Source organism: Methylobacterium sp. Leaf99 (assembly GCF_001422375.1).
Classification (GTDB): Bacteria; Pseudomonadota; Alphaproteobacteria; order Rhizobiales; family Beijerinckiaceae; genus Methylobacterium.
Genome location: NZ_LMMU01000013.1, coordinates 1 through 13,798 on the forward strand (window position 1 = coordinate 1; position 13,798 = coordinate 13,798).

Annotated in this window: 14 protein-coding genes; 5 read left to right on the forward strand and 9 right to left on the reverse strand. The window is 70.9% G+C overall.

What is annotated here, in order from left to right; all coding sequences use genetic code 11:
* Window positions 1–245: 245 nt before the first annotated feature.
* Both ASF28_RS20345 and ASF28_RS20350 read right to left on the reverse strand, forming a co-directional pair.
* Window positions 246–740, reverse strand: a complete 495-nt coding sequence (locus tag ASF28_RS20345; RefSeq protein WP_056097136.1) for a DUF3016 domain-containing protein — start codon at window positions 738–740, stop codon at window positions 246–248.
* Window positions 741–742: 2 nt separating this feature from the next.
* Window positions 743–1,264 (reverse strand): DUF2244 domain-containing protein, encoded by a 522-nt coding sequence (locus tag ASF28_RS20350; protein ID WP_056097277.1) that lies wholly within the window; start codon window positions 1,262–1,264, stop codon window positions 743–745.
* A gap of 20 nt (window positions 1,265–1,284) precedes the next feature.
* Here ASF28_RS20350 and nth point away from each other — a divergent pair, with 20 nt between their 5' ends.
* Window positions 1,285–2,001, forward strand: coding sequence for an endonuclease III (gene nth, locus ASF28_RS20355; protein ID WP_082476704.1), 717 nt, complete (start codon window positions 1,285–1,287; stop codon window positions 1,999–2,001).
* 278 nt (window positions 2,002–2,279) lie between these two features.
* Complete coding sequence (purC, locus tag ASF28_RS20360) at window positions 2,280–3,074, forward strand: phosphoribosylaminoimidazolesuccinocarboxamide synthase (protein ID WP_055955211.1); 795 nt, start codon at window positions 2,280–2,282, stop codon at window positions 3,072–3,074.
* 2 nt (window positions 3,075–3,076) lie between these two features.
* Here purC and ASF28_RS20365 read toward each other — a convergent pair whose 3' ends face one another.
* The 5 genes from ASF28_RS20365 to rpmE all read right to left on the reverse strand — a co-directional run bounded on the left by ASF28_RS20365 (window position 3,077) and on the right by rpmE (window position 8,629).
* Complete coding sequence (locus ASF28_RS20365) at window positions 3,077–4,750, reverse strand: glycosyltransferase family 2 protein (protein ID WP_443189758.1); 1,674 nt, start codon at window positions 4,748–4,750, stop codon at window positions 3,077–3,079.
* Window positions 4,751–4,832: 82 nt separating this feature from the next.
* Window positions 4,833–6,761 carry a glycosyltransferase gene (locus ASF28_RS20370; RefSeq protein ID WP_244475098.1) on the reverse strand — a complete coding sequence of 643 codons (1,929 nt, stop codon included), beginning with the start codon at window positions 6,759–6,761 and terminating at the stop codon, window positions 4,833–4,835.
* Window positions 6,762–6,921: 160 nt separating this feature from the next.
* Window positions 6,922–7,569 (reverse strand): hypothetical protein, encoded by a 648-nt coding sequence (locus ASF28_RS20375; RefSeq protein ID WP_056097141.1) that lies wholly within the window; start codon window positions 7,567–7,569, stop codon window positions 6,922–6,924.
* A 67-nt stretch (window positions 7,570–7,636) separates the two neighbouring features.
* Entirely contained in the window at window positions 7,637–8,158 is a 522-nt protein-coding gene (locus tag ASF28_RS20380; RefSeq protein ID WP_244475099.1) for an invasion associated locus B family protein, read from the reverse strand.
* Between the two features lie 216 nt (window positions 8,159–8,374).
* Complete coding sequence (rpmE, locus tag ASF28_RS20385) at window positions 8,375–8,629, reverse strand: 50S ribosomal protein L31 (protein ID WP_056097143.1); 255 nt, start codon at window positions 8,627–8,629, stop codon at window positions 8,375–8,377.
* A 9-nt stretch (window positions 8,630–8,638) separates the two neighbouring features.
* On the opposite strand from rpmE, the gene ASF28_RS20390 reads away from it, so the two are divergent.
* Genes ASF28_RS20390 through ASF28_RS20400 form a run of 3 tightly spaced genes read left to right on the forward strand, consistent with a single transcriptional unit; the run spans window position 8,639 to window position 11,702 of the window.
* Window positions 8,639–8,839: a hypothetical protein gene (locus tag ASF28_RS20390; protein WP_056097144.1), complete on the forward strand. Its 201-nt coding sequence runs from the start codon at window positions 8,639–8,641 to the stop codon at window positions 8,837–8,839.
* Window positions 8,839–10,680, forward strand: a complete 1,842-nt coding sequence (locus tag ASF28_RS20395; RefSeq protein WP_056097146.1) for an ABC transporter transmembrane domain-containing protein — start codon at window positions 8,839–8,841, stop codon at window positions 10,678–10,680. The genes ASF28_RS20390 and ASF28_RS20395 overlap by 1 nt, the downstream gene beginning before the upstream one ends.
* Window positions 10,681–10,688: 8 nt before the next feature.
* Window positions 10,689–11,702, forward strand: coding sequence for a D-cysteine desulfhydrase family protein (locus ASF28_RS20400; RefSeq protein WP_056097148.1), 1,014 nt, complete (start codon window positions 10,689–10,691; stop codon window positions 11,700–11,702).
* Window positions 11,703–11,712: 10 nt separating this feature from the next.
* On the opposite strand, the gene ASF28_RS20405 is transcribed toward ASF28_RS20400, so the two are convergent.
* Together ASF28_RS20405 and ASF28_RS20410 are read right to left on the reverse strand one after the other, a co-directional pair.
* The gene (locus tag ASF28_RS20405; protein WP_056097149.1) at window positions 11,713–12,726 is read right to left on the reverse strand and encodes a peptidoglycan -binding protein; all 1,014 of its coding nucleotides are present in this window, start codon (window positions 12,724–12,726) and stop codon (window positions 11,713–11,715) included.
* A gap of 1 nt (window position 12,727) precedes the next feature.
* A complete protein-coding gene (locus ASF28_RS20410; RefSeq protein WP_056097151.1) occupies window positions 12,728–13,687 on the reverse strand; it encodes a MotA/TolQ/ExbB proton channel family protein in 960 nt (319 codons plus the stop codon).
* Window positions 13,688–13,798 lie beyond the last annotated feature (111 nt).

Genomic DNA, 13,798 nt, shown 5'->3' on the forward strand with positions numbered 1-13,798 from the left:
CATCCAGCCAAGGCCGGATCATCCATCCGATAAATCGTCTCCGAGATGTACCGGCCGCCGCCCCGAGACCCGTAAGTCCCGCTCGCCGCCGCCGATGAACAGGCTTTTAGGGACACCCGGCCGGGCCGTCAACGGCCAAATGACGCCGGACCGTATTTTTTGCGACGCTCGGGTGACAGCGCCTCCCAAGCCCCTGAAAACACACGCAGACGGCCTTTCGCTCAGGACCCATGGTGCCCGTCGCGTCAGCCGGCGGGGGGACGCCCCTCGACGATGCGGCGCCGGAACCAATCCCGCAGCAGATCGCGCTCGTGCTCGAAGGCGCCGCTGGACAGGCGCGACGCCCGCAGCAGGAAGTTAATGTCGGTCACCACCTCCTCGGCCGCGGCGATGCGACGACGGCCCTCGGTCAGGACGTAGCGCAGGCGAAACCGCGGCGGGGTGACGTCGCTGACGACGCGCAGGCCGAAGGGAATGTTGGCGCCGGGCCGCTCGAACCCGGCGAGATAGACATCGAGTACGTCGATGGCAAGGCTCCGGCCCGGCGGCAGGTCGCGGCCGAACCCTTCGATGATCCGGCGGATCTCCCCGAGGGTGGCCCGCAGGCTCAGGCCCGATCCGAGACGATTCTCCGCATCGGTGTAGCGCTCGGGCTCGACGAAGCGGACGGTGACCTGGGCCGAAGCCGCATTGGCCCACAGGGCACAGGCGAGCGTGACGATCACCGCACCACCGCGCATGCTCAAAATCCCCTCTTCACGTGGGCGAGCGCCCGGGCGAGTTCCTGGGCGATCTCCTCGCGATCGACGGGCGAGGCGTCGCGCGCCACCACGACGTACTCGCGGCGCGACACCAGGGTCAGGGTCTGAAGGCCGTACTCCTCGTCCTCGACCTTGGTGAGCTTCGTCCACAGGGGATTGAACCGCCACTCGCGCCGCTCCCCCCGGTGCGTCACCCGGGCCAGCATCACCACGAGGGGCGTGATCATCACCTCCTCGAACGAGCGGCCCCGGCGGAAGCTCGCCTTCAGGGCGAGGTAGAGGGCGAGCATGTCGAGGCCGAAGAACCCGGCCACGGGCCAGAACCCGGCCCTGATGCAGGCGACGGAGGTGACGAGGGAGACCGCGCCGCACGCGATCATCACGGTGCGGAACCCGTGCGGGCTCAAGGACTGGTTCGGCCGGATCGTCGCCCGGAAGACCGGACGGTCGAAGCTGTCGGGATCGAGGCCGTCCGGATGCATCGGGATGTTGCCGCTCGCCATGCGGGCCATATAACGCCCGGATGCGTACCCGACAGCCGACCGCGCCGAAGAAACCGCGAATTGTCGCCCCAGCGGCCGACCCGATCGTCGCACCGGCGGTCGGGCCCGAGATCCTCGACACGATTTTTTCGCGGTTGCGCGCGGCCGATCCCGAGCCGAAGGCCGAGCTGGTCTATTGCAACGCCTACACCCTCCTCGTCGCCGTGGTCCTGTCGGCCCAGGCCACCGACAAGGGCGTCAACCTCGCGACCGCCCCGCTCTTCACCGTGGCCGACACGCCGGAAAAGATGCTGGCGCTGGGGGAAGACCGGGTCCGAAGCTTCATCCGCACCATCGGGCTGTTCAACACCAAGGCGAAGAACGTCATCGCGCTGTCGCGCATCCTGGTGGAACGGCACGGCGGGCGGGTGCCGGCTTCCCGGGGCGACCTCGAAGTCCTGCCCGGCGTCGGCACCAAGACCGCGAGCGTCGTCCTCAACGTCGCCTTCGGGGTCCCGACCATCGCCGTCGACACCCACATCTTCCGGGTCTCCAACCGGATTCCCCTCGTGGTCGCCCCGACGACGGACAAGGTCCAGGCCGGCCTGGAGGCCATCGTGCCGGAGCCCTACCGGCTCAACGCCCACCACTGGCTGATCCTGTTCGGACGCTACATCTGCAAGGCGCGCAAGCCCGACTGCCCGATCTGCCCCATCGCGGATCTGTGCCGTTATCCCGCGAAGACCGTCGCCGGTTAGCGAGACCGTCGCCTGGGGAGACCGTCGCCGCCCGACGATCATGGCGTCGCGAGGGGCGGCACGATCCGTTCACCGTGGTGCCCGAAACCCGGGTCCGGCCCTCGCGCGCGCGGATGGCACCCATCCGGCCAACGCGTTGTGCTGCCTGCGCGCTTCGGGTAGTTTGCGCCACGGTCGCGGAGGCTTTCGGCGAACGATGCGTCTTCACGGCCCGGCCGCCCCAACGGCCGCCACGCCGCGGATTCCGCATCGTCTCTCACCCGAAGGAGCCACGGCCCTTGGACTTCCTCAAACCACGGTACACGCCTATGAACCGCCGCCGTCGCATCTACGAGGGCAAGGCGAAGGTCCTCTACGAGGGTCCGGAGCCGGGAACGCTCATCCAGCATTTCAAGGATGATGCCACCGCCTTCAACGCGCAGAAGCACGACGTCATCGACGGCAAGGGCGTGCTGAACAACCGGATTTCCGAGTTCGTCTTTCAGCACCTGAACGACATCGGCGTGCCGACGCACTTCATCCGCCGCCTCAACATGCGCGAGCAGTTGATCCGCGAAGTCGAGATCATCCCCCTCGAAGTGGTGGTGCGCAACGTCGCCGCCGGGTCCCTGGCGACGCGGCTCGGCCTCGAGGAAGGCACGCAGCTGCCGCGCTCGATCATCGAGTTCTACTACAAGAACGACGCGCTCAACGATCCGATGGTGTCGGAAGAGCACATCACGGCCTTCGGCTGGGCGACGCCCCAGGAGATCGACGACATCATGGCCCTGGCCATCCGGGTCAACGACTTCCTGTCGGGCCTCTTCCTCGGCGTCGGCATCCGCCTCGTCGACTTCAAGATCGAGACCGGCCGCCTGTGGGAAGGCGACATGATGCGCATCGTCGTCGCCGACGAGATCTCCCCGGATTCGTGCCGCCTGTGGGACATCAAGTCGTCGGACAAGCTCGACAAGGACCGCTTCCGCAAGGATCTCGGCGGCCTGATTGAGGCCTACACGGAAGTCGCCAAGCGCCTCGGCATCATGTCCGAGAACGAGAAGGTGCAGACGGGCGGCCCGCGCCTCGTCCAGTAAGGTCAGCGCGGTTCGACCGGGCCGGCCTCCGGCCAGCCGGGCCGCAGGCGCGCGTAGGTCCCGAGATCGGGATCGAATCCGGGGTGATAATGGGGGTCCTGCGCCAGCAGCGGCCCCCATCGCTTTTTGAAGGCTGCGACCTCGCGGTCGTGGCGCGCCCGCGCCGCCGGTGTCCAGCGCCGGCTCGCCGCTTCGTCGTGGGTCAGGACCGCGCCGCCGACGTAGAGGGTGCGGTACCCGGCTTGGTTGAGGCGCAGGCACAGGTCGACATCGTTGAAATCGACGGCGAAGGCGGCGGCGTCGAACCCTCCGATGGCGGCGAATTTCTCCGCCTCGATCACGAGGCAGGCCGCCGTCACCGCCGAGACCGCGCGGGTGGCGCGCAGGCTCGAGAGATAGCCCGGCGCGTCCCCGGCGAAGAACCGGTGCGCGTGGGTGACGAGGCCCCCCGGACCGAGGATCACGCCGCCGTGCTGGATGCGGCCGCGCCCGTCGACGAGGCGGGCACCGACGGCGCCGATCCCAGGGCGCAGGGCTTCGCGCACCATCCGGCCGAGCCAGCCCGGATCGGTGGCGGTCACGTCGTTGTTGACGAAGGCGAGGACCCGTCCCCTCGCCTGCGCCGCGGCCCGGTTGTTCATGGCGGCGAAATCGAACGGGCCGGGACACGGCACGACCCGTGCGACGCCCCGTGCCGACAGGTCGCCGAGATAGGCCAGGGTTTCAGGGTCGCGACTGTCGTTGTCGCAGATCAGGATCTCCCGGTGCGGCCAGTCGGTGCCCCGGATCAGGCTGTCAAGGCAGGGCCGCAGGAGGTCGAGGCGGTCGCGGGTCGGGACGATGAGGCTGACGCACGGCGCCGGGTCCGGCAGTGGGCGCTCCACGGTGATGACGCCGTCGAGGCCCATGGCGATGCCGGCCGTGGATGGCCCTGCCCGTTCCATGTCCCGGCACACGATCCTCAGACGGGCGGCGCGGGACTGCCGCCCCCCCTCCCCTGCCCGGCGGGTGGCGGACCGGACCATGGCGTCGGTGCGCCGCCCGGCGGACCCGTTCCGGGGGGCGGCGGACCGGTCCGTCCGGCCCGGTGCGGAACGATCCCCGCCGTTCCGACCGATGGATAGAACGGTCGGCAGATGGCCGATGGCGGCGTTGCCGGAACGGGCCGCGAGGCGGAGCACCGCGTCGAGGGCCGGGGCTCCGGGATCGAGATCGGCGGCGCCGCCCACGGCCTCCAGGGCCGCGCGGCGCACGGCGACGACGGGCCCGATGTAGTCCACCGCCCGCAGGTAGTCGGGATCGAAGGCCGGGCGCAGGAGCGGGACGATCCCGTCTCCCGCGACGTCGAGGGCGTCGCCGTAGAGGACGAGGCGGTCCAGGTGCGCGGCGAAGGTCCGCTCGAACGTCTCCACGGCGCCGACCGTGAGGGTGTGGCCGGGGGCGGTGAGGACGATGAAATCCACACCCCCGTCGACGGGCCCGGACGCACACCGAAGGCCCGCGCCACGGTGGTCGTCGGCCGTCAGCCGCAGGGCGTGATGGTCGAGGCCGAGCAGGGCCGCCCCGGCTTGCGCGGCGCGGACGCGCTTGCCCGCGAGCCGCGCCGTCAGGATGGCGAGGGCGTCCCGGGGATACCGCGCGAGGATCGCCACGGCGGCGCGTCCGCGCGCGATCACGCCGGGGCGGCTTCGGTGCATGAACAGCAGGGCGTCTCGGCGCTCGTCGGTCAGCGAAAAATCTCCCGCGCGGGCCGCGAGGTCATTCGAGATCCTCGCCAAAGGTCGTGAGCGACAGGGCCGGGTGATAGTACGGATCGTGCCGGATGGTGTCGCGCCAGCGCGCGACGAAGCGGTCCGCCTCGGCCTCGAAGCGGGCGCGGGCGGGGCCGACGGACGGACCACGGCTCGTGGATTCGAGATGGGCGACGACGGCGTGCGGCGTCCAGACGGTCCTGTAGCCGGCGGCATCGAGGCGAAGGCACAGATCGACATCGTTGAAATCAATGGGAAACGCGTCGGCATCGAGGCCGCCGACGGCGTCGAACTTGCGCTTCTCGACGGCGAGACACGCGGCGGTGACGGCCGAGACCTCGTGGGCGACCCGCATCTGTCCGAGGTGGCCGGGACTGTCGGCGGGGCGGCGGCGCAGGATATGCCCGGCGCGCCCGCCGAGTCCCACGACGACGCCGGCGTGCTGGAGCGTCCCGTCGCCGTAGAGCAGTTTGGCGCCGACGGCGCCGACCTCCGGCCGGCAGGCCTGCCGGACCATGACGTCGAGCCAGTCCTCGCGCAGGATCGCGACATCGTTGTTGAGCAGCACCACGACGCGCCCGCGCGCCCGGGCGACGCCCGCATTGGTCATGGCGGAGAAATCGAACGGCGCCGGCCAGTCGAGAATCGTGACGCGCGGGTCGCGGCGGAGCTGCGCGTAGTGGGCATGGACGGCCGGATCGATGGAGCCGTTGTCAACGATGACGAGCTCGATGGCCGGATAGGCGGTGCCGTTGAGAACCCCGTCGGCGGCGGAGCGGATCAGGTCGAGGCGATCCCGCGACGGGATCACGACGGTGACGAGGGGGGCGGGCTCGGGCAGCGGCCAGAGCAGGTCGGTCAGCCCGGATTCGATGCGTGTGCGGGCCGGGGAGCCGAAGGCACGCAGGTGCCGCTCCAGGCGCTCGGCGTACCGCCCCGTGTGGTCGGCCTCGGGCACCCGGAGAAGAACACGCGGCAGGTGGGCGACCCGCCGGGCCTCCACGGCGGCAGCCGCGGACAGGCCGAGATCGATCCGGCAATCGACGGGGTCCACGAGGGCTTCGGAATCTCCGAGGGGCACGTCGAGCAGGCGCGCCAGGAGCGCCCCGGTATAGAGGGTGAAGCCCGGATAGCCCTGGGCCAGGGCGAGGTCGGGACTCCAGTCCGGTTTCAGGCGCGGGACCGGATGGACGCCCGCGATCTCTTCGTCGGCGTAGACCATGTGAGGCGCGCCGGGGCCGGCCAACGCGCCCGCCAGGAGCGCGAGCGCATCCGCCCGCAGACACTCGCCGGGCACGAGCACGCCCAGGATGGCCGCGTCGGGGATGAGATCGCGCAGGGTCCCCCTCCCCCGCCAATCCGTGTGGGTCACACGCGGGTCGACGCCCGGCACCGCCTCGTGGCCGTCGAGCCAGGCAACGGTCGCGGTCCATCCGGTCCCGATCTGTGCGGCGAGGCTGTGCAGGGTCTCGGCGACGCGGGCGCCATCCGCCCGTCGAGCCGGGAGGACGAGGTGGATCGGCGGACCCGTCCCCGGGCCGGACGTGGCCTCGATCCGCCGGCGCGATGACGCCCAGGCCCGGTAACGTCCCCGGGGCGTGACGGCACAGGCGCCGCGCAGGATATCCCGGAACCGGCGCTCGTCCCTCCGGGCGGCGTTGTACAGGGCCGCCACGGCCCGCAACGGCCGCTTGACGAGACATTCGGCCAGGACGCTGCCGTGCGTGCGCAGACCCACCCTTTCGAGGACGAAGCCCGACCGGGGGTCGATGGCGAGGAGGATGTCCGTGCCGTCGGGCGGCAGGTAACCGAACCACGTCGCCGCCCCCAGGGCAGCACCGGGCAGGGGGACCTCCGCATGCCGCCGGGGTCCGCGCACGAGGCGGATCAGGGGCCGGAGCGGACGGGCGACCGCGTGCTCGCGATAGGTGAGCACGATCCAGCACCCGCGCGGCCCGGCCGGCAGGCGCAGGCGCCAGGAAAACAGCGGATCGTCGTAGGGTTCGAGGGTGAAGGCCGTGGCACGCCCGTCCCACGCGCCGCGCGGCGTGACGCCGTCCCGAGCGCTCAGGGTCCGGGCCTCGGCGAAGACGTGCTCATTCGGCCGTCGCCGGAACGGAGACCGGCGCCTCGGAAGTTGTGGCCGGTGCAGGCGGCTTGCGCTTGGCCGGCGCGCGCTGGGGTGCCCCGCCGCCGAGGCGCACTTCGATGTCGTAGTCGCCCGTCATGGCGGCCGGGACCATGAGGTCGTCCTCGACGACGGAGAACAGGCCCTGCGCCTCACCCGGCGACACGGTGACGGCGACGCGGCGAACGCGCGAGGCGAGGACCTTGCCAGACGACTTGAGGGAGATCGTCAGGGGCGCCTCGAACCGGCCCGGCGCGCCGGCCGGACCGAGGAGCACATGGCCCTCGACGCCGACCTTCACGCGGATCGATCCGTCCTGGAGCCGGGTACATTCGCGGGCGAGGCGTCCGAGGGTGGTCTGACTCCGGACACCGGCGGCGGTTGCCGTCGCCCCGGGCGGATTCCGCAGGGCGGCGCCGCCCTCGGGCACCTCAACCGCGGGGCAATAGGCCTCTTCGAGGGGGGCGGCCTGGGACGGAGGCACGGTGGTGCCGCCGTACTTGAACAGGTTGGTGAAGGCGTTGCCTTCCTCCGCCCGGGCACCGCTCAGGGCGAAAGCGGCGGGGAAAGACGCGATCATCAGGCGCAAGGCGACCTGTCCGGCAAGCTTCGACATGATCCGTTCCCGATATGCGTCGGTCGATCCCGGCCCACGCGTCCTGTCCAGATCCCCAGAGGAGTTCCTACTTCAGGCTCTCGAAGCCCTGGCCGAAACCCTTCATGGAAAGGGGAATGCCGACCCCCTCCTCCGGCGTCTGGAACACGATGAAGGTCGCCTGGGCGCCGGCGTTGAACTGCTTGATCAGTCCCTCGTCCATCACCACCTCGGCGACGCAGCCCGTGGTGAGGCAGCGCACGAAACCGGCGCGGCCGACATCGGTCTTGTCGATCTTCAGGCCGAGGCCGGACGGCAGCAGCACGCCGAGGGGCGCCACCACCCGGAGCAGATAGCCGCGGTTGTCGGCGGTCTTCAGCACGATGACCACGAGGGTGAGATTGGGCCGGTCCTCGGCGGCGAGGTACTGCACCAGGGCGCATTGCTCGGCCTTGGCGCCGGCGGGCGTCTCGCAGCGCAGTTGCCAGTCGCCGAAGGTGTTGCGGACCATACCCTGTGCGGAGGCCGGCGACGCGACCAGCGCCGCGAGGAGACCGGCCGCCAAGGCCAAGCCGGACCGGCGGGCGATCCGGTCTTCGCGCCGCAGCATTGCTCGAAACCCCACGCGCGAAACCCCTTGCGGACCGCGCGAACGCGGCAGAAACCCCGAGGCTTGGGACCATGCGGGAGCCGCATCTGTCAAGCGATGCACCGCACCCGTCCCATCCGGACCTCGTCCCGAAACGCGAACGGGCGGCGCCATCGCGGCGCCGCCCGTTCGCATCGACAACGGCCCCTGCCCGAGGGGCAGGTCAGCCAACGAATGTCACTTCTTGCCGAAGGACAGGGCGCCGAAGCGCGAATTGAAGCGCGAGACGCGGCCGCCGCGATCGAGCATCTTCTGCTCGCCACCGGTCCAGGCCGGGTGGGTGTTGGGGTCGATGTCGAGGTTGAGGGTGTCGCCCTCCTTGCCGTAGGTCGACCGGGTCCTGTAGTCGGACCCATCGGTCATCACGACCTTGATGAAGTGATAGTCGGGATGCTCGGTACCCTTGGCCTTGTCGGCCGCACTCTTTGCCATGACGAATCCTTGAATAGCCACGCCGACCGGCTCGTCTGGCGGCCCGCGGCCATAGATCACGCGCAATCGGATGAAGGCGCGCCTATACCCCAGGCGTCGGCGCTGGACAAGCGCGCCGTCTCGGGCAATCGCGTGTTCGTCGAATTCCAATTCCACGCCGATGTGGAATTCCAAGTCCACGACGACGTCCCCAACACCGACGAGGCATGATGGCACGCGGCTCGAAGAAGAAGGCGCCCGCCGAGGGACGACCCAGGGCGCCGCTGGGCTCCCTACGCCCCCTGGTTCCGTTCGCAGCCGTCTATCGCGGGCGGATCCTCGCCGCGTTCCTGTCCCTGCTGATGGCCTCGCTGGCGACCCTGGTGGTCCCCCTGGCCCTGCGCCGGGTCATCGACCACGGCTTCTCGCCCGAGGGCCAGGGCGTCATCAACGCCTATTTCGGCGGCCTCATCGGCGTCGTCGCCGTCCTCGCCCTGTCGAGCGCCGCGCGGTACTACACCGTGGTGACCCTGGGCGAGCGCGTGGTCGCGGATCTGCGCACGGCCGTGTTCCGACGCCTGACGGAACTCGACCCCGCGTTCTTCGACCGGTCCCTGTCGGGCGAGATCATCTCGCGCCTCACCGCCGACGCCACCCAGGTGAAGGCCGTCTTCGGCGTCAGCATCTCGATCCTGCTGCGCAACGCGTTCCTGTTCACCGGGGCCATCGCCATGATGGTGATCACGAGCCCGAAGCTGTCGATCCTCGTACTCGTGGCGATCCCCCTCATCGTGTTCCCGCTGATCCTGTCGGGGCGCGGCGTGCGCCGGCGCTCGCGCGCGGCCCAGGACCGGCTGGCCGATGCCTCGGCCTATGCCTCGGAGGCGGTGGGCGCGATCCGCACCATGCAGGCCTTCGGCATGGGCCGCGCCGCAGCCGTCCGCTTCGCCGAGGCTTCGGAGAACGCCTACGGCGCCGCCCGCGACTCGATCCGCGCCCGGGCGCTGCTCACCGGCGTCGCCATCTTCCTCATCTCGGCGAGCGTCGTCGGGGTGATGTGGTACGGCGCGCAAGGGGTGCTCGCCGGCACCATGACGGCGGGCCAGCTCTCGCAGTTCGTGCTCTACGCCGTGTTCGGCGCCAGCGCGCTGGGCCAGCTCTCGGAGGTCTACGGCGAACTGGCGCAGGCCGCCGGCGCCGCCGAGCGCCTCGGCGAGATCCTGGCGGCCGAGCCGGCGATCCGGGCCCCCGCCGATCCCGTCGCCCTCCCGACGCCGCCGCGCGGCGCGGTGGCGTTCGAGGCCGTGCGCTTCCTCTACCCGACTCGGCCCGAGCACCCGTCCCTCGACGGGATCAGCTTCACCATCGCGCCGGGCGAGCGCGTCGCCCTGGTCGGCCCCTCCGGCGCGGGCAAGACCACGGTGCTGCAGCTGCTCCTGCGGTTCTACGATCCCCAGAGCGGCGCCATCCGCGTCGACGGCATCGACATCGCCCGCGCGGACCCGGACGCCGTGCGCACACGCCTGTCCCTGGTACCCCAGGACCCGACGGTGTTCTCCGGCTCGGTGCTCGAGAACATCCGCTACGGCCGGCCGGACGCGACGGAGGCTCAGGTCCAGTGCGCCGCCGAACTTGCGCATGCCGACGGCTTCATCCGCGCCCTGCCCCAGGGCTACGCCACCGCGGTCGGCGAGCGCGGCGTCACCCTGTCGGGCGGCCAGCGCCAGCGCGTCGCCATCGCCCGCGCCATCCTCAAGGATGCGCCGATCCTCCTCCTCGACGAGGCGACCTCGGCCCTCGACGCCGAGAGCGAGCGCGCCGTGCAGACCGCGTTGGACACCCTCATGCGCGGACGCACCACCCTCGTCATCGCCCACCGCCTCGCCACCATCCGGGCCGCCGACCGCATTCTCGTCCTCGACGGCGGGAAGATCGTCGAATCGGGGACGCACGAGACCCTCCTGGCGCGCGGCGCCCTCTACGCCCAGCTCGCCGCCCTCCAGTTCACCGACGCCTTCGAGGACACCGCGCGCAGCCGCGAGCCGCGCCGCGAAGCCCTGCCGGCCGAGTAGGACCCGCCATGGATCTGTCGCGGTTTCCCCGCCTGCCGCTCCTCGACCTGCCGAGCCCCATCGACCCCCTGGACGGCCTCGCCCGCCATCTCGGCGACGGCCTCAACGGGGTGCGGCTGCTCGTGAAGCGCGACGACCTCGCGCGGTTCGGCCTCGGCGGCAACAAGCTGCGCAAGCTCGAATACCTCCTCGGGGCGGCCCGTGCCGAGGGCGCCGATACGGTGATCACCGTGGGGGCGATCCAGTCGAACCACGCGCGCCTGACCGCGGCCGCGGCGGCGCGGTCGGGCTTTGCCTGCGAACTCTTCCTCACCCGCAGCGTGCCGCGCGACGACCCGGCCTATGCCCGCAACGGCAACCGTCTCCTCGACGACGTATTCGGCGCAACGGTGCACGAGCTTGCCGCCGGAGCCGATTCCCTCGCCCAGGCCGAGACGCGCGCCGACGAACTGCGCGCAGCGGGACGGCGCGTCTACGTCTTCCCCTCGGGCGGCTCGAGCCCCGTCGGCTGTCTCGGTTACGCGGCCTGCGCCGGCGAGATTCTCGCTCAAGCCGATTCCATGGGCCTCGATCTGGCGCGGATCGTGGTCCCCAACGGCAGCTGCGGCACCCATGCGGGCCTCGCGGCGGGCCTGCTCGCGAGCGGACGCGACCCGCGCCTCGCTAGGTCCTACGCGGTGCTGGAAACCGGAGCGCAGGCTGGGGCGATCACCCTGGACAAGGCCAACGCGACCCTGGCGCTCCTCGCCCCCGGCACATCGCTGACGGCCGACGATATCGTCATCGACGGTGCGCATCGCGGGCCCGGTTACGGCATCCCCACCGCCGGCATGCTGGAGGCCGTGCGGCTCCTGGCCCGGACGGAGGGGTTGCTCCTCGATCCGGTCTACAGCGGCAAGGCGTTCGCGGGCCTGCTCCACGACGTGCGCGCCGGGCGGTACCCGGCGGGTGCCTCGGTGCTGTTCGTCATGACCGGCGGCGTCCCCGGGCTCTTCGCCTATCCGGACGTGATGGCCGGGTGAGCCCGGAAATCTACCGTTCCGTGAGTTTCATCTCGATCCGGCGGTTGCGGCCGTAGGCCTCCTCGGTCGTTCCCGAATCGAGGGGCTGGAACTCGCCGAAGGCGCCCGCGAGAAGGTGCTGGGGCGGGACGCCCTTGGCCGCCATCGCCTGCACCACCGCGATGGCGCGGGCCGCCGAAAGGGACCAGTTCGACGGGAACTGAGCGCTGGCGATGGGCCGGGCATCCGTGTGTCCGTCGACCCGCAGCACCCACGGAATGTCGGCGGGGATCTGCCGCGACAGGTCGAGGATGGCACCGGCGATGCGGTCGAGCTCCGGCCCGGCCTCCGGTTTCAGGCTGGCGGAGCCCGCCGGGAACAGCACCTCGGATTGCAGGACAAAGCGGTCGCCGACTACGCGGATATCCGTGCGCGTGCCGAGGATCTGGCGCAGGCGGCCGAAGAAGTCCGAGCGGTAGCGGGCGAGCTCCTGTACCTTCTGGGCGAGGGCCACGTTGAGGCGGCTGCCGAGATCGGCAATGCGGGCCTGGCTCTCCTTGTCGCGATTCTCGGACGCCGCCAGGGCGTCCTCCAGGGCGGCGAGTTGGCGGCGCATGGCTGCGATTTGCTCGTTCAGGAGGTCGATCTGGGTGGCGGCGCGGGCCGAGCCCGCCCGCTCGGCGGCGAGCTGGCGGTCGATCTCGCCCTGCTTGGCGGTGGCGCCCTGACCCGATTCGGCCTGAAGTCGGAAGCGGTCGCGCTCGGCCTCGGCGCCGAGCAGGGTGTTGCGCAGGGACGAGGCGGTGGCCTCCTGCGCCTTGCGGGTCGAGCGCTCCAGGGCAAGGAGGTCCGTGAGGTCGGCGATCTGGCGGTTGAGACGGGTCAGCACCGAATCGCGGCCGGTGATCTCCTGCGACAGGAAGAACTGACCGACGACGAAGATGGTCAGCAGGAACACGACGGCCAGCAACAGGGTGGCGAGGGCGTCGACGTAGCCCGGCCAGACGTTGAGGGAGCGGTCGCGCCGGGCGCGGAGCGAGGCCATCTCAGGTGCGCTCGCGCCCGAGGCGGTCGAGCACCTGCTTCAGTTCGCCCTCGCGCTTGGCCTGGGCCTCGACCCAGTCGCGGATCATCTGCTGCTCCGCCCTCATGTGCTGGACGAGCCCCTGAATGCCCTCCGCGAGGTTGGTCATCGCCTGCGTCGCGACCCGGCCGTTGGCGCCTTCGGCCACCACGGCGGTGAGGCGGTCCACGGCCTCCTGCAAGTCGCGGGCGGAGGCCGGCTCCTGGACCCTCGCCGGGGCCGCCGCGACGGTCTCGCCGGACATGAGCCAGTCCTCGAGTTCGTTGTGGAAGCGGGCATGGGCCTGCCCGGCCTGAAGGTCGAGGAAGCCGGTGACCAGCGAACTGGCGAGGCCGAACAGGGAGGCGGAGAAAGCCAGACCGATGCCCGAAAGCGGCACGGCCAGCCCGTTCTTGAGTTCGTCGAACATCGCCGCCGCTTCGCCGCCGCCGCGCATGGTCTTGATGACCGAGCCGACGGCGCTCAGCGTATCGATGAGGCCCCAGAACGTGCCGAGGAGGCCGAGGAGGATGAGGAGGCCGGCGACGTAGCGCAGGATTTCGCGGCCCTCATCGAGGCGGGCCGCCACGGTGTCGAGGAAGGCGCGGGTGCCCGGAAGCGTGATTCCCTCCCGCCGGGCGGCGAGGGCCGGGGCCAGGGGCGCCATCAGGGACGGCGTTTTCGCGGGCGTCTCGCCGGCCGCCACGGCGTTGACGTAGCCGACTTCCCGATAGAGCCGGAACACCTGCCCGAAGGCGAGCAGGACGGCAATGAGGAGCACGCCGAGGATCAGGCCGTTCAGGCCCGGATTGGCGAGGAAGGCCGGGGTGATCTGCCGGAACAGCACGAAGGCGAGGAAGCCAACGAGGATGAGGAACACCAGCATCCGCACGAGGTAGATGCCGGGCCGGGCGAGCGTCATGGTCGCGGGAGGGATCGCCATCGGCTCGGACACTCTCGACGCAAGGGCTGAACGACCCGCTCCACCGAGCGGTCACCGGGGCGAACTTGGCCGCACATTGGCCGCAGCCTCGCCCTCGATCAAGCCGCCTCC

Bases quoted from the DNA above. Each gene is read 5' to 3' on its own strand.
- ASF28_RS20395 (WP_056097146.1), top strand. From the start codon at position 8,839: ATGGCACGCGGCTCGAAGAAGAAGGCGCCCGCCGAGGGACGACCCAGG.
- ASF28_RS20410 (WP_056097151.1), bottom strand. From the start codon at position 13,687: ATGGCGATCCCTCCCGCGACCATGACGCTCGCCCGGCCCGGCATCTAC.
- ASF28_RS20375 (WP_056097141.1), bottom strand. From the start codon at position 7,569: ATGTCGAAGCTTGCCGGACAGGTCGCCTTGCGCCTGATGATCGCGTCT.
- ASF28_RS20345 (WP_056097136.1), bottom strand. From the start codon at position 740: ATGCGCGGTGGTGCGGTGATCGTCACGCTCGCCTGTGCCCTGTGGGCC.
- rpmE (WP_056097143.1), bottom strand. From the start codon at position 8,629: ATGGCAAAGAGTGCGGCCGACAAGGCCAAGGGTACCGAGCATCCCGAC.
- ASF28_RS20405 (WP_056097149.1), bottom strand. From the start codon at position 12,726: ATGGCCTCGCTCCGCGCCCGGCGCGACCGCTCCCTCAACGTCTGGCCG.
- ASF28_RS20380 (WP_244475099.1), bottom strand. From the start codon at position 8,158: ATGCTGCGGCGCGAAGACCGGATCGCCCGCCGGTCCGGCTTGGCCTTG.
- ASF28_RS20350 (WP_056097277.1), bottom strand. From the start codon at position 1,264: ATGGCGAGCGGCAACATCCCGATGCATCCGGACGGCCTCGATCCCGAC.
- ASF28_RS20400 (WP_056097148.1), top strand. From the start codon at position 10,689: ATGGATCTGTCGCGGTTTCCCCGCCTGCCGCTCCTCGACCTGCCGAGC.
- nth (WP_082476704.1), top strand. From the start codon at position 1,285: ATGCGTACCCGACAGCCGACCGCGCCGAAGAAACCGCGAATTGTCGCC.